The sequence below is a fragment of the Kutzneria viridogrisea DSM 43870 genome (assembly GCF_000525635.1).
Classification (GTDB): domain Bacteria; phylum Actinomycetota; class Actinomycetes; order Mycobacteriales; family Pseudonocardiaceae; genus Kutzneria; species Kutzneria viridogrisea.
In genome coordinates, this window is sequence record NZ_CP007155.1 from 7,079,467 (window position 1) to 7,098,220 (window position 18,754).

Annotated in this window: 17 protein-coding genes; 3 read left to right on the top strand and 14 right to left on the bottom strand. The window is 70.5% G+C overall.

Going from position 1 to position 18,754, the window contains the following annotated elements; translation table 11 throughout:
• Positions 1 to 2 precede the first annotated feature (2 nt).
• The 10 genes from KALB_RS30995 to KALB_RS31040 form a co-directional block, all read right to left on the bottom strand.
• Positions 3 to 1,106 (bottom strand): MCE family protein, encoded by a 1,104-nt coding sequence (locus tag KALB_RS30995; protein WP_025359566.1) that lies wholly within the window; start codon positions 1,104 to 1,106, stop codon positions 3 to 5.
• On the bottom strand, positions 1,106 to 2,140 hold the full coding sequence (locus KALB_RS31000) for an MCE family protein (protein WP_025359567.1): 1,035 nt from the start codon (positions 2,138 to 2,140) through the stop codon (positions 1,106 to 1,108). The genes KALB_RS30995 and KALB_RS31000 overlap by 1 nt, the downstream gene beginning before the upstream one ends.
• Positions 2,137 to 3,123, bottom strand: a complete 987-nt coding sequence (locus KALB_RS31005) for an MCE family protein (protein ID WP_030110827.1) — start codon at positions 3,121 to 3,123, stop codon at positions 2,137 to 2,139. The genes KALB_RS31000 and KALB_RS31005 overlap by 4 nt, the downstream gene beginning before the upstream one ends.
• Positions 3,123 to 4,097 (bottom strand): MCE family protein, encoded by a 975-nt coding sequence (locus KALB_RS31010; protein WP_025359569.1) that lies wholly within the window; start codon positions 4,095 to 4,097, stop codon positions 3,123 to 3,125. Before KALB_RS31010 ends, KALB_RS31005 begins: the two co-directional genes overlap by 1 nt.
• Positions 4,097 to 5,113: an MCE family protein gene (locus tag KALB_RS31015; protein ID WP_025359570.1), complete on the bottom strand. Its 1,017-nt coding sequence runs from the start codon at positions 5,111 to 5,113 to the stop codon at positions 4,097 to 4,099. Before KALB_RS31015 ends, KALB_RS31010 begins: the two co-directional genes overlap by 1 nt.
• Positions 5,110 to 6,309: an MCE family protein gene (locus KALB_RS31020; protein ID WP_025359571.1), complete on the bottom strand. Its 1,200-nt coding sequence runs from the start codon at positions 6,307 to 6,309 to the stop codon at positions 5,110 to 5,112. Before KALB_RS31020 ends, KALB_RS31015 begins: the two co-directional genes overlap by 4 nt.
• On the bottom strand, positions 6,306 to 7,100 hold the full coding sequence (locus KALB_RS31025; protein WP_025359572.1) for an MlaE family ABC transporter permease: 795 nt from the start codon (positions 7,098 to 7,100) through the stop codon (positions 6,306 to 6,308). Before KALB_RS31025 ends, KALB_RS31020 begins: the two co-directional genes overlap by 4 nt.
• Positions 7,101 to 7,106: 6 nt before the next feature.
• Positions 7,107 to 7,901, bottom strand: a complete 795-nt coding sequence (locus tag KALB_RS31030; protein ID WP_025359573.1) for an MlaE family ABC transporter permease — start codon at positions 7,899 to 7,901, stop codon at positions 7,107 to 7,109.
• Between the two features lie 67 nt (positions 7,902 to 7,968).
• Positions 7,969 to 8,982 carry an ABC transporter ATP-binding protein gene (locus tag KALB_RS31035; protein ID WP_025359574.1) on the bottom strand — a complete coding sequence of 338 codons (1,014 nt, stop codon included), beginning with the start codon at positions 8,980 to 8,982 and terminating at the stop codon, positions 7,969 to 7,971.
• Positions 8,983 to 9,000: 18 nt separating this feature from the next.
• Positions 9,001 to 9,633: a hypothetical protein gene (locus KALB_RS31040; RefSeq protein ID WP_148309723.1), complete on the bottom strand. Its 633-nt coding sequence runs from the start codon at positions 9,631 to 9,633 to the stop codon at positions 9,001 to 9,003.
• Between the two features lie 291 nt (positions 9,634 to 9,924).
• Here KALB_RS31040 and KALB_RS31045 point away from each other — a divergent pair, with 291 nt between their 5' ends.
• The 3 genes from KALB_RS31045 to KALB_RS31055 all read left to right on the top strand — a co-directional run bounded on the left by KALB_RS31045 (position 9,925) and on the right by KALB_RS31055 (position 13,635).
• Positions 9,925 to 10,809 (top strand): alpha/beta fold hydrolase, encoded by an 885-nt coding sequence (locus tag KALB_RS31045; RefSeq protein WP_025359576.1) that lies wholly within the window; start codon positions 9,925 to 9,927, stop codon positions 10,807 to 10,809.
• Positions 10,810 to 11,017: 208 nt separating this feature from the next.
• Positions 11,018 to 12,202, top strand: coding sequence for a PucR family transcriptional regulator (locus tag KALB_RS31050; protein WP_025359577.1), 1,185 nt, complete (start codon positions 11,018 to 11,020; stop codon positions 12,200 to 12,202).
• A 242-nt stretch (positions 12,203 to 12,444) separates the two neighbouring features.
• Positions 12,445 to 13,635: a PucR-like N-terminal domain-containing protein gene (locus KALB_RS31055; RefSeq protein WP_025359578.1), complete on the top strand. Its 1,191-nt coding sequence runs from the start codon at positions 12,445 to 12,447 to the stop codon at positions 13,633 to 13,635.
• 171 nt (positions 13,636 to 13,806) lie between these two features.
• Here the strand turns inward: KALB_RS31055 and KALB_RS31060 are convergent, their stop codons facing one another.
• From KALB_RS31060 to KALB_RS31075, 4 genes are read right to left on the bottom strand one after another with little or no spacing between them, the layout of a single operon-like run.
• The gene (locus KALB_RS31060; protein WP_042220986.1) at positions 13,807 to 14,877 is read right to left on the bottom strand and encodes a glycosyltransferase; all 1,071 of its coding nucleotides are present in this window, start codon (positions 14,875 to 14,877) and stop codon (positions 13,807 to 13,809) included.
• Positions 14,874 to 15,671 (bottom strand): alpha/beta fold hydrolase, encoded by a 798-nt coding sequence (locus tag KALB_RS31065; protein ID WP_030109902.1) that lies wholly within the window; start codon positions 15,669 to 15,671, stop codon positions 14,874 to 14,876. Before KALB_RS31065 ends, KALB_RS31060 begins: the two co-directional genes overlap by 4 nt.
• A gap of 9 nt (positions 15,672 to 15,680) precedes the next feature.
• Positions 15,681 to 15,992 carry an acyl carrier protein gene (locus KALB_RS31070; protein ID WP_025359580.1) on the bottom strand — a complete coding sequence of 104 codons (312 nt, stop codon included), beginning with the start codon at positions 15,990 to 15,992 and terminating at the stop codon, positions 15,681 to 15,683.
• Positions 15,989 to 18,754, bottom strand: a complete 2,766-nt coding sequence (locus tag KALB_RS31075; RefSeq protein ID WP_025359581.1) for an acyltransferase domain-containing protein — start codon at positions 18,752 to 18,754, stop codon at positions 15,989 to 15,991. The genes KALB_RS31070 and KALB_RS31075 overlap by 4 nt, the downstream gene beginning before the upstream one ends.

Here is an 18,754-nt window from a genome sequence, read left to right on the forward strand (position 1 = left end):
ATTCAGCGCGGTGCGTTCTGGGCGCCCCGCACCCCGGTGGCGTCACCCGGCCCCAAGGCGCACCGGGCCCCGGTGTTCAGCGGGACGACCGGTCCGGTGTCGAAGCCGTCGCGACGGGTTGTGCCGCCGTAGCCCGCGGTGCAGGGCGGCGGGTCGAAGAAGGTCAGTGACAGGCCGAACTTGGCCCCGTCCGGCGTGATCACCGAGGAACCCACGGCCACCGCCTTCGGCGCGGACACCAGCAACTGCTGGAGCGCGGGCTGCCGGGTGTAGGCCACGGTGGAGGTCGTCAGCAGGTTGGCGATCAGCACCCCCAGGCTGGGATTGGTGTCCTTGACCAACTGGCCCACCTGGGCCGCCAGCTCGGGGGTCGCGGCGATCAGCTTGCGCAGGTCGGTGTCGGAGTCGGCGAGTTGCTTGGCCACCAGCTTCGCGTTGTCCCCGAACGAGGTCAGCGCGGCGGCCTCCTCGTTCTGCGTGCGCAGCACGGTGGTCGCGTCGGTGACCAGCTGGGTCGCCTGCGACACGTGCTGGTTCGCCGTCTCGGTGAACTTGTGCGTGGTGTCCAGCAGCACCTGGAAGTCCGGTGCGGCACCCCGGGTGGCGGTGTCGAACTCGTCGATCAGCGTGTGCAGCGAGTCCGTCGGCACCGAGGACACCATCTTGTCCAAATTGGACAGCAGGGACTCCACCGGCAGCGGGATCTTCGTGTTCGCCTGGAGGATCACCGAGCCCTGGCCCAGCAGCGGACCGCTCGCGGTGCGCGGCCGAAGGTCCACGTACTGCTCGCCGACCGCGGACCGGTTGGCCACCACCGCCTCGACGTCGGCCGGGATCGACTCCGCCGACTTGTCGATGTGCAGCTCCACGTTGACGCCCTTGTCGGTCAGGCGCAGCGCGCCCACCCGGCCCACCGGCACACCGCGGTAGTCGACCTCGGCGTTGCTGAAGATGCCGCCGGAGTCCGACAGCTGCACGGTGACGGTGTAGCCGCTGGCCCCGATCAGCCGGTCCAGGCCCACGTAATTGGCCGCCACGTAGGCGACCGCGGCCAGCCCGAGCAGGAGGAAACCGATGACCTGCAAGCGAACCCTGCGCGTCAGCATCAGTTGCCACCTCCCAGCGGCAGCGCGATCCCGCTCTGCGCCGCGGTGTTCACGCCCGGTCCGGCGTCCATCTTCAGGTACACGTTGAGGTAGTCACCCTTGATACCGTCCAGCACGGCGTCGGTGAACGGGTAGGTCACCAGCACCTGCAACGCGTTGGGCAGCGCGTCGCCCGCGGCGGAGAGCTGTTGCAGGGTCGGCGCCAGCGCCCTGAGGTCGGCCACCAGATCGTCCTTGCTCCTGTTCACGGTGTCCACCGCCACGCTGGACAGCCTGCCCAGCGCGGTGAGCATGCCGGTCAGCGCCTCGCGCTGCTGGCTGAGCACCTGCACCCCGGGCGTGAGGTCCTTGAGCACCCCGGTGATCTGCTCGCCGCGGCCGTTGAGCGTGGCCGCCAGCTTGTTCATGCCGTCCAGCGCCTTGACGATGTCGCCCTTGTGCTTGTCCAGATCGGACACGAGCGTGTCGATCCTGGACAGCAGGTCGCGCACCTCGCCCTCGTTGCCCGACAGCGCCTTGTTCAGCTCGCGGGTGATCGTCTGCAACTGGCCGATGCCCCCGCCGTTGAGCACCATCGACAGCGCGCCCAGCACCTCCTCGATCTGCGGGTTGCGGTTGGTGCGCTCCAGCGGGATCACCGCCCCGTCGGCGAGTTGCTTCTGCGAGGTGCTTCCCGGCGGGGCCACCAGTTCCACGTACTTCTCGCCGAGCAGGCTGGACTGTCGCAGGTTGGCGGTGGCGTCGGCGGGCAGGCGCACCGTGCCGTTGACCACCATGCTCACCTCGGCGCTCCAGCCGCCGGGCGCCACGGAGACCTTCTCCACCCGGCCCACCGGCACGTCGTTGACCTTGACCCCGGCCTGCGGCACCAGGTCCAGCACATCCTTGAACCTCGCCGTGACGTGGTAGGGGTGGTCGCCGATGTCGGCGCCGCCCGGCAGCGGGATCCGGTACGCCCCGGAGAACTCGCCCGCGCCGCACCCCGTTGCCAGCACGGCGATCGCGGCCAGCGCGAGCAGCACGCGGCGGTTCACCGGCCCGCTCCGAACGGCAGCACGGGACCGTTCCCGGTGCGGAACTCGTTGAGGTTGCCGCGCCCGTTGAGCGTGCCGGTCTTCGGGTCGTACGCGTTGAGCACGTTCTGCAACGCCAGCGGGGCCACGTCCAGCGCCTCGGCCAGGGAGTCCCGCTGCTTGGCGAGCACCTTGCTGATGTCCGCCAGCTTGTTGACGTTCGAGGTGATCCGGCTCCGGTTGTCCTGGATGAACTGGCGCACCTTGGCCAGCGCGTCGGCGAGACTGTTCAGCGCGGCCCCCAGGTCGTCCTTGTCCTGGGCCAGGAACCCGGCCACCGAGGACAGCTTCTGCGTGACCTCGTGTACCTGGTTGTCGTTCTGCGCCAACATGGTCGTGAACTTCTGGATGTTGTCCACCGTGCCGAACAGGTCGTCCTTGGAGCCGGACAGGGTGCGCGTGGCGTCACCGAGCTGCTTGATCGTGTCGTTGAGCTGCTGCCCGTTGCCCTTCAGCAGCGCGGAGCCGGTGTCGATCAGCCCGGACAGCGCGCCGCCGGAGTTGGCCCCGTTCGGGCCGAGTGCGGTGGCGAGCTGGTTCAGGCTGGAGTAGAGCTGGTCCAGCTCCACCGGGGTCGCCGTGCGGTCCATGGTGATCGTCGACCCCGAGGGCAGCTTGGGCCCGCTGGTGTAGGCCGGGGCCAGTTGCACGTACCGGTCGGCCACCAGGCTCGGCGCCAGCACCACCGCGCGCGCCTCGGCGGGCACGGCGATGTCGGGGTCCAGCGTCATGGTGACCTGCACCTGTTTGCCCACCGGGCGGACCGTGTCCACGGTGCCGACCTTCACGCCGAGCACCCGCACGTCCGAACCGGGGAACACGCCCACCGCCTCGTCGAAGAAGGCCGTCAGCGCGGTGGCCCCCGGGCCGCTGAAGATCCACCAGAGGCTCCCGCTGACCGCGACGAGCAGCACGGCGGCCAGCGCGGCGAGTCGCTTGCCCATCAGCGGCCACCTCCCGTGCAGTTGCGGCTGGAGTCGGCGGTCACCAGTCCGCAGATGTAGGTGTCGATCCACCGGCCGTTGCCCAGTGCGTTGTCCAGCAGCCGGTAGTACGGACCGATCAGCTTCAGGCCCTTGTCCAGGTTGTCCTGGTTGCGTTGCAGCACGTCGGTGACCTTGTCCAGTTGGGTCAGGGTGGGGCCGAGCTGCGCGCTGTTGTCGGCGACCAGCCCGGCCAGTTGCACGCCCAGCTGGCGGCTGCCCGACAGCAGGGCGCTGATCGCCTCGCGTCGTTTCTGCACCTCGGTCAGTAGGGCCGAGCCGTCCTTGATCAGCGAGGCGAACTGGTCGTTGCGGTCGGCCACCGTCTGACTGATCTTCTTGGTGTTGCTGAGCAACTGGGCCAGCTGCTGGTCCCGCGAGGAGATCGTCCTGGACAGCGTGGCCAGGCCGTCCAAAGTGGACTTGATCTGGGAGGGCGCGTTGCGGAACGTGTCGGTGATGACCTGGAAGCTCTTGGCCAGCTGCCCGGTGTCGATCTGGCCGACGCTGGTGGCCAGCCCGTTGAGCGCGTCGAGCACGTCGTAGGGCGCGATGGTGCGGGCGATGGCCTTGCCGGGGTCCTGGGCCGCGCTGCCCTGCGGGTCCAGCTCCAGGTACTTCTGGCCGAGCAGGGTCTTGATCTCGATCGAGGCCGTGGTGTTGTCCCCGACCCAGGCGTCGCGGACCTGGAAGGTCACGCGCACCCGGTTGCCGACCAGGGCCACGGTGTCCACCTTGCCGACCTTGACCCCGGCCACCGAGACCTCGTCGGAGGGCTTGAGCCCGGCCGCCTCGCTGAAGTAGGCGGTGTAGGTGGTGCCGCCGCCGATGAACGGCAGGTCGTTGGCGGAGAAGGCGATCCCGGCGACGGCGGCGCAGGTCAACACGCCGACCACACCGATGGTGACCGGATTGCGCTCCAGGAAGCTCTTCATCACTTGCACCTCGAGGCGGTCACCGGCAGGCCGGGGGGCGATCCGCCCGGCGGGGTCGGCGCGTTCACCGTGGCCGAGCACAGGTAGAAGTTCAGCCACGAGCCGTACGAGGCGATCCGGCCGATCGCGTCCAGTTTGGACGGCAGCCTGTTCAGGAACTGGTCCACCACCTGGGAGCTGTTCGCCAGGTTGGTGGCCAGGTCGCCGAGCCGGGCCACGTCCTCCTTGAGCGGCTGGCGGCCAGCCTGCAACAGGCCCGCGGTGCTGGTGGTCAGCGCGGACAGCCCGCTCACCGCGTTGCCGATCGGGTCGTGGTCCCGGGCCAGGCCGGTGACCAGCTGCTGGGTCGCGGTGACCAGGGTGCCCAGGTCGTCCCCGTGCGAGTTCACCTTGTCCAGCACCGAGTTCAGGTTGTCCACCACCTGACCGATGACCTGGTCGCGCTGGGCGAGCGTGGCGGTCAGCGAGGCGGTGTGCGCGAGCAGGCTGTCCACCGTGCCGCCCTCGCCCTGCAACACCTGCACGATCTCGTTGGCCAACTGGTTGACGTCCTTGGGATCCAGCGCGCGCAGCAGCGGCCGGAACCCGTTGAGCAACGCGGTCAGGTTCAGCGCGGGGGTGGTGCGGTTCAACGGGATCTCCCCGCCCGGGGCCAGCACGGCCCCCGGCTGGCCGGTGCCCTGGTCCAGCGCGATGTAGCGCTGGCCGACCAGGTTGCGGTACTTGATCGCCGCGGTGACCGAGGCGGGCAGCTGGTAGGCCTTGTCCACGGTGAACCTCACCTGCGCCACCCGGTGGTCCACGATGCCGATCTGCTCCACCTGGCCCACCCGCACCCCGGCGATGCGCACGTCGTCCCCGACCGCCAGCGCGATCACGCTGCTGAACCGCGCGGAATAGCCCGCGGTGTCGGAGTTGTCCACGTTGGCGATGGTCAGCGCCAACACGGTCGTGGCCAGCCCGGTCACCGCGATGAACGCGATTCCCTTGAGCAGCGGCCCGGTGAGGCCCTTCACCGCACCGTCACCTCCGTCCCGCGGTAGAGCGAGCCGAGCAGCACACTGCTCCAGCCCGGCAGGTCACTGGGCTGCTCGCCCACGGCCGGTGCCACCAGCTGGCGCAGGAAGTCGTTCTCCTGCACCGAGTTGGCCAGCCCGAACCCGTTGCCCCCCGGGCTCGGGTAGCAGGCGGGTCCGCCACTGTCCCGATAGGACGGTGTGTCGCGGCCGGGCACGTACTTGCCCTGCGGCTGCACCACCTGCACCGACACGTGCAGGCCCGGCTGGCCGGTGTCCTTGCCGAGCACCTTGTCCATCAGCGGTTCGATGGCGGTCAGCGAGCGCAGCAGGCAGGGGTACTCCGGGGAGTAGCGGGCCAGGGTCTGCAGGGTGGGCAGGCTGGTCTGGGACAAGCGAATGATGTTGCCGCCATTCTTGGCGAAGAAGTCGGCCAGGTCCTGGGAACTGCTGGTCAGGTTGGCGTAGAGCTGGGTGAGCTGGTCGCGCTGGTCCACCACGGTGCGGCTGGTGGTGGTGAGGTCCGACAGGGTCTGCAGGATCTGCGGCGCGATCTGGTCGTAGTTGTCGGTCAGCTTGGCCAGCTGCTCCATGTCGGTGTCGAACTCGGCCAGCTTCGGGTTGAACTGCGCCAGGTCCGCGCTGAGCCACTTCAGCGTCTGGCCCAGGTCCTGCCCGCGACCCGACAGGACCTGCGCCATGGTGCTCAGGATGCTGGCCAGCTTCTGCGGCTGCACCGCCTGCAACATCGGCACGAGGTCGCCGAGCACCTTCTCCACCTCGACGGCCGCGCTGCTGCGGTCCTGGCCGATCACGTCGCCCGCGGCGAGCCTGCGCGGATCGGCGTTGGACGGGGGCACCAGGTTGACGTAGCGCTCGCCGAACAGGGTCTTGGGCAGCAGCCGGGCCGCCACGTTGCGCGGGATGTCACCGATCATGTCCGGCCGCAGCGCCAGGTCGACCACGGCCCCGTTGCCCTCGGTGCGCACGGCGCGCACCTCGCCGACGACCACTCCCCTGACCTTGACCTCGGCGTCGGTGTGCAACTGGTTGCCCACGTGGTCGGTCCGCAGGGTGACCATGGCCACCGGCACGAGGTCCTTGCGGTACACCGCGACCGCGAACCACACGGCCAGCGCGATGACCAGCAGGTAGACCAGTCCCACCAGCTGCTGGACGAGCTTCGGCGCGTTCACCCGGCCACCTTCACCGTGGTCGAGGCGCCCCAGATCGCCAGGCTGAGGAAGAAGTCCAGCAGGCTGACCGAGACGATCGTGGTGCGCACCGCACGGCCCACCGCGATGCCCACGCCCGCGGGCCCGCCGCTGGCGCGGTAGCCGAAGTAGCAGTGCACCAGCATGACCACCACGCTGAAGACCAGCACCTTGCCGAAGGAGAACAGCACGTCGATCGGTGGCAGGAACAGGCCGAAGTAGTGGTCGTAGGTCCCGGCCGACTGCCCGTAGAAGACCACGGTGATCTCGCGCGAGGCCACGTACGAGCAGAGCAGCCCGATGGCGTAGAGCGGGACCACGGCGAGGAACCCGGCCACGACCCGCGTGCTCACCAGGTAGGGCAGGCTGCGCACCGCGATGACCTCCAGCGCGTCCACCTCCTCGGCGATGCGCATCGCGCCCAGCTGCGCGGTGAAGCCGGAGCCGACGGTCGCCGACAGGGCCAGGCCAGCCACCAACGGGGCGATCTCCCGGGTGTTGAAGTAGGCGGACATGAACCCGGCGAAGGCCGCGACACCGATCTGGTTCAGCGCCGAATAGCCTTGCAGGCCAACGACGATGCCGGTGAACACGGTCATGCCGACCATCACGCCCACCGTGCCGCCGATCACCGCGAGCGCTCCCGAGCCGAAGCCCACCTCGGCCAGCAGCCGGATGACCTCCTTGAAGTACCGGCGGATCGCGTACGGGGCGAGCATCAGCGCCCGCAGGGAGAACAGCAGCTGGTCGCCCAGCCTGGCCAACGCCTCCACGGTCGATCACATCCCCTTGGCGGGCACGAGTTGCAGGTACACCGCGGTGACCACGCCGTTGACGAAGAACAGCAGCAGGAAGGTGATCACCACGGACTGGTTCACCGAGTCGCCGACGCCCTTGGGGCCGCCGCGCGGGTGCAGGCCGCGGTAGGCCGCGACCACACCGGCCAGGAAACCGAACATCAGCGCCTTGAGCTCGCTGACCCACAGGTCCGGCAGCTGGGCCAGGGCCGAGAAGCTGGCCAGGTACGCGCCTGGCGTGCCGCCCTGCATGATCACGTTGAAGAAGTAGCCGCCCGCCACGCCCACCACACTGACCATGCCGTTGAGCAGCACGGCGACCAGCATGGCCGCCAGCACGCGTGGCACCACCAGGCGCTGCACCGCGGAGACGCCGAGCACCTCCATGGCGTCGATCTCCTCGCGGATCGTGCGCGAGCCCAGGTCCGCGCAGATCGCCGAACCACCGGCGCCCGCGATGATCAGCGTGGTCACGATCGGGCTGGCCTGCTGGATCACCGCGAGCACGGAGGCCGCGCCGTTGAAGGACTCCGCGCCGATCTGCGTGGTCAGCGAGCCCAGTTGCAGGCCGATCACCGCGCCGAACGGGATGGACACCAGCGCCGAGGGCAGGATGGACACGCTTGCCACGAACCAGAACTGCTGCACGAGCTCGCGGAACTGGAAGGGGCGCCGCCACATCAGGCGGAACACCTCGAGGCCGAGCGCGAACAGGCTGCCGACCTGCCGCATGGCCGGTACCGGGGACAGGTTCATGGCCGAACCGCCCCACGCCATGTGCCATGAAAGTGCCGTTCCTTGCACTGAACGCCATGAACGGCACTTTCATGGCATGGGCGGCCGTTCACAGCACACCTCCAGCGCGGGTCGAGCGGCGCAGCCCGTACCGGGCCATCTCGTGCTCGGTGAGGCTGGACAGCACGTTCTGCTGTGCCGCGGGCGCGAGCGTGTGCAGGGACTGCACGAGCCGGTCCTTGCGCCGCCGCACCGCGTCGCGCACCGGCAGGCCGGGGCTGGGTTCGAGCTGCGGCACGATCTCGGGCAGCTCCGCCCCGTCCCCGTACCGCGCGCGCTCAGCCTCCAGCGTGGCCTGGTCCTTCTCCTCGCTCATGCCGATCGGCCCGTGGCGCAGGCCGTTGAGGAACTGCGCCACCACGGGTTCGGTGCTGGTCAACAGGATCTCGCGCGGTCCGAACAGGACCAGTTCCTTGCGGAAGATCATGCCCAGGTTGTCCGGCACGGTCCTGGCCACGTTGATGTTGTGCGTGACGATCAGGATCGTGGCGTCGATCTGCGCGTTGAGGTCGATCAGCAGCTGCGAGAGGTAGGCCGTGCGCACCGGGTCCAGGCCGGAGTCGGGCTCGTCGCAGAGGATGATCTCCGGGTCCAGCACGAGCGCCCTGGCCAGCCCCGCGCGCTTGCGCATGCCGCCGGAGATCTCCCCGGGCAGCTTGTCCTCGGCCCCGGTGAGCCCGACCATCTCCATCTTCTCGAAGACGATGCGCCGGATCTTGGACTCGCGGTACCTGGTGTGCTCGCGCAGCGGGAAGGCCACGTTGTCGAACAGGGTCATCGAGCCGAACAGCGCCCCGTCCTGGAACAGCACCCCGAACAGCTTGCGCAGCTCGTAGCGCTGGCGCTCCTTGCAGCCGACCAGGTCCACCCCGTCGATCAGGATGCTGCCGTGCTCCGGCCGCAGCAGTCCCACCAGGCACTTCAGGAACACGGACTTGCCGGTGCCCGATGGCCCCAGCAGCACGCTGACCTCACCGGGCGGCAGGGTCAGCGAGACGTCCCGCCAGACCGTCTGAGGGCCGAAGGACTTGCCCAGTCCCTCGACCGCGATCTCGACACCCATCTCGCCGCCTCTCGCCGGTCACTGTTTCTGCGGGCAGCCGGTGGGGCCGCCGCACACGAAGGTCAGGGTGGTCTTCACGGAATTGCCTGGGCCGCTCACCAGGCCGGTGAACAGCGGATCCAGGTCCTCGGTGGCCCCGCAGCCGTGGAATGGCGGAATCGTGTAGGAGCCCGCGATGGAACCGCTCGTCAGCGGTGAGGAGAATGCGCCGCTCTGCGTGATCTCCAACGGCTGCGCGCTCTCGCAGTGCGTGCCCACGTCGAGCGGGGTGCCGTTGACCTTCACCTCCGACAGCCGCATGCCGAGCTTGATCGTGGTGGTCAGCTTGCCGTCCAGCAGCACCGCGGTGACCTTGTCGCTGGGGGTCAGCGTCACCGTGGCGGTCACCGGGACGAAGCCGAAGCTGACGAAGTAGCCCCTGCTCGGCGGCAGGGTCAGCGTGCCGGTGATGTCCACCCGGAAGCTGCCGCCACCTGCGGTGATGACGAAGCTGCCGTCCAGGGTGCCCGGCCCGGCGACCAGGTCGGAGTGCAGCTTCTTGATCGTGGTGCGCACGTCGACGCGGTAGCGGACCGGGATGGGCGCGTCGGCGGCGGGAGCCGCGGCGGTGGTCTGCGCGGGCTCGGCGGTACGGGCCGAACTCGGTTGCACACCGAGTGCGACGGCAGCGCACACAAAGCTCCCAACAATGGGAATGAGCCGAGACCTGTTCATGCAGGGAGAACCCATCTGCCGAAATCGGGTGGATACTCGCCGGTACGTTACCCACGCGTCACACAGCACACAAGATTGATACGGGAATCAAATTTCCAGCCGATTCTGTTGGACCATCACAAAAACCGAGAATATTGGCCGATCCGACGAGAGGGCGCGGGCGGTGTTGTCAGTTCCTGACAAGACAGGGCCCTGGGCAGTCAAGCTACCGGCGGGTAGGTTGGCCTGATGACTCACAGTGTGCGCACCTCGGACGGGGCGGAGCTGGCCGTGCGGGACTCCGGCGGGGACCGGGACACCACCGTGCTGCTGCTGCACGGCTGGACCAACGACCACACCGTCTGGGACCGGGTCAGCGAACTGCTCGCCCCGCACGCCCGCGTGCTGCGCTACGACCACCGCGGGCACGGGCGCTCCACCCCCGGCCCGCGCGGCAGCGCGACCCTGGAGCGCGCCGCCGAGGACCTGGCCGAGGTGATCACCAGTCAGGTGCCCACCGGCAGGCTGGTGCTCGTCGGGCACTCGATGGGCGCCATGACCATGATGGCACTGGCCGAGCTGCGCCCGGACCTGGTCGCGGGCCGGGTCAACGGCGCCGTGTTCGTGTCCACCTCCTCGGGCGGGCTGCGCGAGGAGACCTTCGGGCTGCCCGCCCCGCTGGTGCGCCTGGCCCGGCGCCGCCGACGCCCCCAGCGCGGCGGACCGAGCACCGGCTCCCGCCGGACTCCCAAGCGCCCCAACGCGGTGCGGCGGCTCGGCTCGCTGATCGGCGTGCGGTGGGTCGCGTTCGGCCAGTCGCCCGCGCGCCAGGACGTGCGGGCCGCGGCGGCCCAGCTCGCCGCCGCGCACAAGGGCAGCCTCGCCGGGTTCCAGCACGCGATGAACCGGCACGAGCGCACGGGCGCGCTCGCCGGGTACGGCTCGGTGCCGACCGCGGTGCTCGTCGGCCAGCGCGACCGGCTCACCCCGGTGCGGCACGCGCGGGTGATCGCCGCGGAACTGCCGCGCGGGGAGTTCGTGCTCTACCACCGGGCCGGGCACATGCTGCCCTACGAGCGGGCCACCGAGGTGGCCGCCAGGATCGTCTCCACGATCCGCCGAAGCACGGTGTGACATTACTTACCCGCTACCGGGCTAATCCTCCCCGGAAACTGTCAGCCCACCACAACCGCACGGCGCGACACTCATCAGCCCTTGCCACAAAATGCATTCGTGAACGAACACGAAAAATGATCGCAATGTAGCGGTTTTTGACACCCAACACCGCATGAACTTATGGTCAGCGCGACAATTACTGGCCAGTAGTTTCGAGGGGCGAGGAATGCGGGCGGAGTTGGGAATCGACGGCCGGAGCGACTCGGCACGGCTGTGGGCCGCTCTGCCCGAGGACCTGGCCGACCGCTTCCGCCCGCTGGTCGAGGTGCTGGCCGAGGAGGTGCTGCGCGAGGTCGTGGCCGCCGTGCCCGCCTACCACGGCGCCACCCTCGCGCGCGCCGTGCACAGCGCAATCACGTACTGCCTGGACGCGGTGCACGGCAGCCCCAGCCAGGGGTGGGCCGCACAAGTGCGTGAGCTGGGCAAACTGGAGTACTCGGCGGGCCGGACCCTGGACTGCCTGCAGACGGCGTACCGGGTCGGCGGGCGGGTCGCGTGGCGGTACGTGGCCGCCTGGGGCAGGGGCGAGGGCCTGCCCGTCCCGGTGTTCCGGCTCGCCGCCGAGGCGATCTTCGCCTACGTGGACGAGCTGTCCGTGCTCTCGGTGGAGGGCTACACCAGCGCGCAGGCCCAGGCCGTCGGCCAGGTGGAGCGCTGGCGGCGCAGGCTGCTGGAGCTGCTGCTCAGCGAGCCGCCCGCGAGTAGGCAGGCCATCGACGAGCTGGCCGTGCTGGCCCGCTGGAAGCTGCCCGAGCTGGTGACCGTCGTAGCCGTGGAACCGCGCACCGACCAGCCGCCGACGAGCCCCGAGCTGCACGAGGACGTGCTCGTGGACCTGGAGGGCGACAGACCGCGCCTGCTCACCGGGGACCCCGAGCTGCACCTGCGCGAACTGGGCGAGCAGCTGACCGGGCGCCGCGCCTGCGTGGGCATGGCGGTGCCACCGGAGCGGGCGCACACCTCATGGCGGCTGGCCAACCGGGCGATGGCCCTGGCCAGCCGGGGCGTCCTGCCCGACCGGCAGGTCATCTGGTGCCGTGACCACATCGCGGCGCTGTGGCTGCTCGCCGACGAGTTCCTGATGAACCGGCTGATCCAGCGCGCGCTGCTGCCGCTGGCCGGCCTGACCCACAAGCAGCGGAGCCGGATGGTTGACACGCTCCTGGTGTGGCTGGACACCAGGGGCAGCGCACAGGAAATCGCCACCCGGCTCCGCATCCACCCGCAGACCGTGCGGTACCGGATGCGGCAGGCCGAGCAGCTGTTCGGCGCCCGGCTGGCCGATCCCGCCGCACGGCTGGAACTGGAGATCGCCCTACAGTCCCAGCGGCTGCTGTGGGGCCGCCGCTGATACTCCTGAAGCACAGGCGAATGCGAGCCGAATTGTCAGTTGGCCACAACATTCGCAAGCGTGCTGAGCAGCGTCCGGAAACTGTTCCGAACCGACTGTTCCACCGGTAGGTTCCCTGGGGTTCGCCAGAGGAAATTCGGGGAGGTCAACCGGTGGGCAGAACCCCAGATCACCGGGCGATCGCGTTCGACTCGCTGCTGCACTCCCGCCCGAAATCGCACACGCCCGAAGGCTCACCACGAATGACCGACCTGTGGTCCCTGCTGCCCACCGAACTGGCCGCGCTGTTCCGGCCCACGGTGGGCGATCTCGCCGAGGAGATACTCGCCGAGATCCAGAAACGCGTTCCCGCACTGGCCCGCCCCGCCGAGGGCTACTTCGGCCGGACGATCACCGCCGGGATCCAGCAGGGCGTGCTCCAGTTCGTGGACCGGCTGGCCGACCCCTCCGCGCCCCAGGACGACCGCGCGCAGGTGTTCCGCGAGCTGGGCCTGCACGAGATCATCGACGACGGCACCAGCCTGGACGTGTTGCAGACCGCCTACCGGATCGGCGCGCGCGTGGCCTGGCGGCACCTGTCTCGGGTCTGCGAGGAGACCGGGGTCCCGGTGGACACCCTGTGCCTGCTCGCCGAGGCGATCTTCGCCTACGTGGACGAGCTGTCCGCGCTGTCGGTGGAGGGGCACGCCTCCGCACAGGCCCGCGAGGCCGCCGCGGTGGAACGGCGCCGCCGCCAGCTGCTGGAGCTCATCCTGTCCACTTCGGACAGTTCGCGGCCCGCGGTCGCGCGCCTGGCCGAGGCCGTGCGCTGGCGGCTGCCCGCGCGGGTCGTGCTCGTCGCGCTGGACCCGCTCTACGACCGCTACCTGATGGGGCCGCCCACCCTGCACGAAGCCGTGCTGGTCGATCTCGAGGGCAACCACCCCTGCCTGCTGGTGCCCGAGGACGCCCGGCAGGTCCTCGACACGCTCGAGGCCGACCTGCCCGGCTGGCGGTCCGCCGTCGGGCCCGCCGTCGCGCTGACCGAGGCCACCGAGTCGCTGCACTGGGCGGGCCGCGCGCTGGAGCTGGTCCGCCAGGGCGTGCTGCCCGACGTGCCGGTCACCTGGTTCGAGCACCACATGGCGGTGCTGTGGCTGCTCAACGACCCGTTCCTGGCCGCCGAACTGGCCCGCAGCGTGCTCGCCCCCATGTCCGGGCTGACCAGCAAGCAGCACCAGAAGCTCAGTGAGACCTTGCTGATCTGGTTGGAGACCCACGGCCCCGCCGAGGAGATCGCGGGCCTGCTCGGGGTGCACACCCAGACGGTCCGCTACCGGCTGCGCCAACTGGAACGGCTGTTCGGGGACCGCCTGGCAGCACCCGGTTCGCGGTTCGAGATCGAGGTCGCACTGCGGGCCCAGCGCGCGATGGAGATCGCCGGCCTGGTGTGAAGGCCGCCGCGTGTCGGCGGCTCACACAGCGCGTGTCGGACGCTCGCGCACCGCGTGTCGGCGCTTCAGGCACCGCGTGTCGGCGCTTCCCGTACGGTGTGTCGGCGCAACACGGCGTACCGCTAGCGCCGACACGCCGTACCGGGACGTCCGACACGCGCTGCGACTGGGTCAGAGCCGTTCCAGTCGGTCGGCGGCCGTCCGGGCTCCGCCGCCGGCGCGGAACGAGGCGGCGACGCGTTGGGCGGCCTCGGCGTAGGATGGCTCGCCGAGCACGGTGTCGACGGCCAGCCCGATGTGACTCGCCCCGGCGCGGGTGAAGCGCAGGCGCAGGCCCGCACCGGCCGACACCACCTGGTCGGCGACGATCGGCTGGTCGTCACGGATCGGCGCCACGACGAGCGGCACGCCCCGGCTGAGCGCCTCGCAGACGGTGTTGTGGCCCGCGTGGCACAGCACCAGGCTGGCATGGTCGAGCACCGCCAGCTGCGGCGCGCGCGGCAGGACCGTCACGTTGGCGGGCGCGGGGCCGAGCACGCCGCCCGGGTCGAGCACCAGGGCGCGCAGCCAACTGCGATCCCCCAGCGCGGCGACGCACTCGCCCAGGAAGCGCGCGCCGACGTCCACGTTGGCCGTGCCCAGCGAGACGAACACCAGCGGCGGGCCGGCCGCCAGCGGGAAGTCCTCTTCGGACGGTCGTTCGATCGGGCCGACGAAGCACACCGGACCGCGCGCGGGACCTGCCAGCTCCTCGGTGGTGCAGCCGATCACCAGGCGCGGGGAGAAGCGCAGGTCGTGCACGGCACTGGGATCGCCGAACTGCTTGCGCAGCAGGGAGAACAGGTCCGACAGCCACTGCGCGACGTTGGGCAGGGCTGCCAGCGGGTCGGTGAACTCGGCGGAGGTCGTGGCCAGGGTCGCCCACGGCAGACCTGCCCGTTCGGCGACCAGGGCGCCCGCGAACGCCTGCTGGTCGACCACGAGCACGTCCGGGCAGAACTGGGCGAGGGCCTTCTCCACCGCGGGCACCATCGCCTCGGCCAGCGGCACGAGGACCTCTTCCCACAGGTACTTCATGGCCGCGAACGCGCGCAGCTCCGGCGGTCGCGGCGCCAGCTCCGGGGCGCCCTCCGGGCCGACCCAGGCCACCTCGTGACCGCGCCGGACCAGTTCGGCGGCCAGCCCCTTCGCCGGGTTGACGTGTCCGGTGAAGGGCGGCACCACGAAGAGGAACCTGGTCACGCGACCCCGACCGGGTCGTGCTGGCGCACCCAGTCCAGCACCAGCTCGCGCACGTCCCGGTGCCGTTCCACCAGCACCGAGTGGCCGGTGCCCCGCATGATCTCGGTGCGGCAGTCGGGCAGCAGGCCCTCCAGCCCGGTGAGGTCCTCGCGCTGGAAGCCCTCACTGCCCACAATGGACAGTACGGGGCAGCGGATCGACGCCAGGCCAACGCCGTCCAGCAGCGGGCCGCGCGGCACGTCCTGCACGATGCTGGTGGCCATGATCAGCGCCCCGGCCGCCCGCGCCAGCCGGGCGTGGTGCGCGCCGAAGGTCTGCTCCACCCAGAGCAGGTTCTCCTCCTTGTGCATCTCGTCGATGACGTTGCTCAGCGTGCGGCCCATCCGGTCGGCCCAGCCGTCGGTGGCCGGTTCGGCCTCGATCGCGATCACGCTGTGCACCCGCTCGGGGAAGCGCGCGGCGTAGCTGAACGCGATGGTGCCGCCGAAGCTGTTGCCCATCAGGTGCACCGGCCGGTCCACGCCCAACTGGTCCAGCAGTACCCGCAGGTCCTCGACGAAGTCGCTGACCAGGTAGCCGGTGGTTGGCCGCTCGGTGCGGCCGTGCGCGCGCAGGTCGTAGGTGAGCACGTCCACGCCGGCCGCGGCCAGTGGTGCCGCCACGGTCAGGTAGAAGCTGGCCAGGCTGTCGTACCCCAGACCGTGCACGCACACCAGGACCGGCTCGCGGCCGGTCGGGTCCGCCTTCGGCGCCATGCGCTCGTAGTGCGTGCGCACCCCGTTCACGGTGATCATTCCCACTGGTCAGCGCTCCGCGGTCACCGTCGAGGACAGCTGGCTGAGCACGAAGTCCACCAGCAGGGACACCCGCAACCCGATGATCTCGTCCAGATCCAGGTCGGCGAGGAAGGCCGCCAGGTTGACCGTGTGGCCGTACCGCTCGGTCAGCATGGAGCCCACGGTCACCAGGTCGATGCTCTCCAGCCCGAGGTCCTCGTGGAAGGTGGTGTCAGCGGTGATCTCCACGTCCTCCAGCCCGTACTGGTCGAGCACGCGCAACAGCATCGTGCTGATCTCGGCGAACACCTCGTCGCGCGTGCCGGGTCGTGTGGTCACAGCTCCTCCTTCGGGATGGTCGACGCCGCGCTGGTGGTCCACGCGACGACGTACTGCCGGGCGGGCAGGCCATGCGGGCTGCCGACCAGTTCGGTGTGCACCGCGGAGTGGTCGGGCAGCCCGGCCCGCTCCGCGACCGAGCAGGCCGTGGCGAAGCGGGCCAGCGCCTCGGCCAGGCCGTCCCCGGTCGCCTCGCGGGACCGGTCGAGCAGTTCGGCCTCGGCCGCGGTGAAGTCCTTGCGCCCCAAGGCCGCCACGGTCACCTCGGCGATCTCGATCACCGGCCGCTGACCGATCACGGCCACCGCCAGCTCGGCGCAGTGCGCCACGGCCACGTTCAGCGCGGGCACGGCGGCCCCGTGTCGGCCGTGCACCCGGCCGTCCGGGTCCACGTGCAGTTCGCCCGGGTACAGCGGGCCCGCGCCGCGGTCCCACAGCCAGCCGCGAACCGCGTCCTTGCAGGCGATCCGCTCCAGCAGCCAGTGCCTGCGCGAGGGCGGGGCGCAGGCCAGGTACTGCTCGTGCTCGGTGGCGCCGAGGTACTTGTGCAGCACGAACTCCCGCGAGGCCAGGGTCGGCCAGCGCTCGGCGACCAGCCACCACCCCGCGGGCCGCCGCTGTGCGAGCGTGCTGGTGTCCGGGAAGCGGTGCACGGCACTGATCTCCGGGCCGCTGTCGAAGCGCCGGTCGTCCCAGCCGCTGATCGTGATCGCGGCCTGCCCGCCCCTGCTGACCACCGCGTCGGCGGTCACCGCGTCCTCGGTGAGGTCGGTGATCCGCACCGCGCAGTCCACAGTGGACCCTATCTCCGGTTCGGCCTGGTGGAAGCGGATCCGGCGAATCGTGACGGGGAAGGCGATCCAGCGCAGCGGGTGGGTCTCCGCCATCCACTGGCCGATGACCTGCCCCACGTTGTCCAGCAGCGCTCCCGGCGCGGAGGGCACGGTGATCTCGGCCCGCATGTGCCGCTCGGAGATCGCCACGGACCTGGTGATGCCCTGAAAGCTCGGACCGTGGAACAGCCAGCGGTCGCGGTAGAGCTGCTCCGCGCTCAGCTCGGGCGTGCGCTCCCCCGCCGGGATCGGCCACACCGCCGCGGGCTCGTACCGGTCACCGAACACCACCGTGGCGTCGGCGTAGTCGCCGACCTGCACCGCAACCCTGTTGGCGTCCAACGGCCGCACCTCGATCGGCACGTCCACGGCCGGTGAGGCCACCAGCCAACGCTTGAGCCGCACGGTGTCCAGGCCAAGCACCAGCCGACCTGGTGCGCTGCGGGCCGCCGCGTCCACCATGTGCTTGATCACCGTGGTGGCCGGGACGACAGGGCGCAGGTCGTCCTCGTCGGGCCAGTTCGGGCGCTGCGCGGCGAAGCAGTGGTCGAGCAGGTACGGCATGGTGCCGGTGGACACGCGCAGCATGCTGTCCAGCACCGGTTGTGGCGCGGGTCCGCGCTCCGCGGCGGCGAGCACGGCGGCCACCGAGGACTCGGTCTCCGCGATCAGCGCGTCGAGCTGGGCCAGCACCGGCAGTCGGCTGCCGAACTCCCGCAGCCTGCCCATGCCCACCGGTTCGGACTGGCGCAGCTTGCCGAAGTCCGGGTTGCCCGCCTCGGCCCACAGCGCGGTCGCGACCCGCCGCAGCTGGTCAATCCCCTTGCGCTGCGCCGAGTTCGCCGCCACGGTCAGGTGCTCGTGATCGCGGAGCGTGTCGTCGATCAGCGTGCCCAGTTGGCCGGGGCCGACCTGGACGAAGGCGCGGACGCCCGCCGCGTGCATGCCCAGCACCACCGAGCGGAACCGCACCGGCTCCAGCAGGTGCCGCACGCAGAGCTGCCGCACGGTGTCCACATCGGACGGGAACGGCTCGCCGGTGGTGGCCGACCAGACCGGTACCCGCGCGGGGTTGATGCGCAGCCCGGGCACACCGTCCTCGAAGTGCTTCAGGTACGGCGCGAGCATCGGCGTGTGGAAACCGGAGCGGAACGGCAACAACTGACAGATCACCGACTGCGCGCGCAGCACCGCGACCAGTTCGTCCACCTGGTCCGCGGGGCCGCAGACCACCGTCTGGTTGGTGGAGTTCTCGTGCGAGATCACCAGGTCCTCGCGGCCCACCAGTTCGGCGGCGGCCCGGTCGGCGGGGCAGCCCAGCACCGCGAACTCCACCCCGGGCACCTGAAGGGCGTCCAGGTCGGTGCGGGTCAGCATCTCGTCGAAGTCGGCACCGGAGAACAGCCCGCCCGCGATCATCGCGGTCCACTCGCCCACGCTGTGCCCGGCCACGGCGTCCGGCTCGATGCCCAGCCGCCGCAGGGCCGCGTCCAGCACCCGGCCCACGCCGAGCACGGCGGCACCGTGCCTGCCCAGCGTCTGCGTGCCCAGGTCCGGCACTGGCAGGCCCACCAGGTCGGCCACGTCGTCCACCCGGGGTGCGAACTCCGCCTCCAGCCCGGGGAACACGAAGCCGACCCCGCCGGTGCGGCCCGCCAGCAGCGGCTCGGGGCTGAACCAGATGTCGTTGCGGCCCCGCATGGCCCGGCCCTTCGGCACGATCTTGCGGGCCATCGCGAGCCGCTTCTCGGTGGGGTCGACCACACCCAGGCGCGGGCCGCGCGCGGCGTGCTCGTGCTGGGTCCGCGCGAGCAACTCCGCGTCGGCCACGGCGAGCGCGCCGCTCAGTTCGTCCACAGTGGACGCCGACAGGAGCAGGACCCGCTCCGGCTCGGTCACCGTGACCGGTGTGGTCCTCGCGGTGGTCAC

Coding starts and splice junctions, on each gene's coding strand:
- KALB_RS31050 (WP_025359577.1), top strand. CDS start 11,018: ATGCGGGCGGAGTTGGGAATCGACGGCCGGAGCGACTCGGCACGGCTG.
- KALB_RS31030 (WP_025359573.1), bottom strand. CDS start 7,901: ATGGCGTGGGGCGGTTCGGCCATGAACCTGTCCCCGGTACCGGCCATG.
- KALB_RS31055 (WP_025359578.1), top strand. CDS start 12,445: ATGACCGACCTGTGGTCCCTGCTGCCCACCGAACTGGCCGCGCTGTTC.
- KALB_RS31005 (WP_030110827.1), bottom strand. CDS start 3,123: ATGGGCAAGCGACTCGCCGCGCTGGCCGCCGTGCTGCTCGTCGCGGTC.
- KALB_RS31065 (WP_030109902.1), bottom strand. CDS start 15,671: ATGATCACCGTGAACGGGGTGCGCACGCACTACGAGCGCATGGCGCCG.
- KALB_RS31045 (WP_025359576.1), top strand. CDS start 9,925: ATGACTCACAGTGTGCGCACCTCGGACGGGGCGGAGCTGGCCGTGCGG.
- KALB_RS31035 (WP_025359574.1), bottom strand. CDS start 8,982: ATGGGTGTCGAGATCGCGGTCGAGGGACTGGGCAAGTCCTTCGGCCCT.
- KALB_RS30995 (WP_025359566.1), bottom strand. CDS start 1,106: ATGCTGACGCGCAGGGTTCGCTTGCAGGTCATCGGTTTCCTCCTGCTC.
- KALB_RS31010 (WP_025359569.1), bottom strand. CDS start 4,097: ATGAAGAGCTTCCTGGAGCGCAATCCGGTCACCATCGGTGTGGTCGGC.